1 protein-coding gene is annotated in these 1,840 nt (G+C 70.3%); it reads left to right on the forward strand.

Annotated features, from left to right (window positions below):
* Window positions 1-244: 244 nt before the first annotated feature.
* Window positions 245-1,714 (forward strand): TROVE domain-containing protein, encoded by a 1,470-nt coding sequence (locus ABJK26_RS00915; RefSeq protein ID WP_347240312.1) that lies wholly within the window; start codon window positions 245-247, stop codon window positions 1,712-1,714.
* Window positions 1,715-1,840 lie beyond the last annotated feature (126 nt).

Consider the following 1,840-nt stretch of genomic DNA (forward strand, 5'->3'; position numbering starts at 1 on the left):
AACCCTTGCCCGGCGGCGCAGCGCTTCGGGTACTTCTGGAAGCATGATCCAGAGCCAAACGCACCGGAGCGCGACTATCCCCGGGCAACTTTAAAGAGCAATCTTCGGTTGAGGCGGCTTTCCCTCTACAATTCGCGGCACAACGGGTGAGGTCAGAGGCTTAGGACGCTGGGCTAGGTATGGGGGCGTTCGCCCCCCGGAAGGAGGGATCGTGTCCTTCAACGCGCCAAAGCAGACCAAGGGCGTGGCCTGGACCTATGAGGGCGGCGTGGGGTACTTGGCGAGCCCGGAGACGGAGCTCTTGCTCCTGGTGGCGGGAAGCCTCTTCTCCGGGGACACCTTTTACGAGGGGGAGCCCCTACGCCAGCGAAGGTTTCATGAGCTCGCCCGCAAGCTGAGCCGAAGAGACCCCCGGTACGTGGCCGCCCTGGCCCGGTACGCCCGCCAGGTGCTGGGGCTTCGTTCGGGCCCGAGCGCCCTGGTGGCCCACCTCTTCTGGTGGGGCCCCAAGGAGGTGGCGGAGGAGGCCGCGCGGGGGGTCTGGCTTCGGGGGGACGAGCACCTGGAGACCCTGGCCTACACCCGCCTCCAGGGGTGGAAGCTCACCAAGGGGCTGAAGCGGGCGGTAGCCTGGAGGCTGAACGCCATGAGCCCGCAGGCCCTCCTCAAGTACCGGAAGGAGGGGCACGCCTTCTCCCAGCGGGACGCCCTGATCCTCGCCCACCCCAAGCCCCAGGACCCGGCCCATGCCCTGGTCTACGAGTGGCTGGTGCGGGGGAAAAGGGCCCTGCCGGAGGCCCAGGCCTTCGTGGCCCGGCTTCTGGAGGAGCGGCCCACCTGGGAGCGGATCCTCTCCACCAAGGGGGCGAGCCGGGAGTCCTGGTGGGAAGCCCTGCCCCACCTCCAGGGCCTCTCCCTGGTGCGCAACCTGAGCAACCTGCACCGCTTCGGCCTTCTTGAGGAGACCGGGGTACAGGAGGCCCTGGCCCGGAAGCTCCTCTCCCCCCAGGTGGCGGGGTGGCGGGTCTACCCCTACCAGTGGCTCCAGGCCATCCTCCGGGGGCGGGAGGAGGGGTGGCCCGGGAAGGTCCTCACCCTCCTGGAGACCGCCCTGGAGGCTTCCCTCCCGCCCCTACCCCTGGAGGGGGAGACCCTGGTGCTGGTGGACGTCTCGGGCTCCATGTACGCCCCCCTCTCCCGGTGGAGCGAGGCCACCTACGCCCTGGCCGCGGCGAGCCTGGGGGCCCTCCTCTACCGGAGAACCGGGGGGTGGCTCGTGGGCTTTGACCACGCCCTCCACCCCGTGCCCCTTCCCCCGGAGGCCCCCCTCCCCGAGCTCGTGGCCCACCTCCTCGCCGCGGGCAGGGGCGGGACCCGCCTGGGCCTGGCCCTGGAGAAGACCCTCCCCCGCTTCCCGGGGCGGCGCGCGGTGGTCTTCACCGACGAGCAGGTGCACGACGACGCCTATCGGCCCCTGAGGAGGTGGCTTAGAGAGGACCCCGGGCGCAGCGCCTACGTGGTCAACGTGGCGGGCTACCACCCCCTGGCCTTCCCCGAGCGGGGGGTGGTCCGGGTGGGAGGGTGGAGCGAGCGGCTACTGGAGCTCCTTTTCCTCCTGGAGGTGGACGACCCCGTGGCCTGGATCCGGAGCGGGGGCTGGGAGGCGACCGTACCTTTCGCCCCCTCCCCCGAGGATGAAGAGGAAGGGAGGTAGACCATGACCGAGACCCAGATCCGCCCCTTGACCCAGGGGTACGTGCGCGAGACCCTGAAGGGCTTCGGCTTCAAGGTGCTCACCGACCCCGACGGGGACTCCCTGGTCATCCTTGGCGACGAGCGC

It is taken from the genome of Thermus sp., from assembly GCF_039793865.1.
GTDB lineage: Bacteria > Deinococcota > Deinococci > Deinococcales > Thermaceae > Thermus.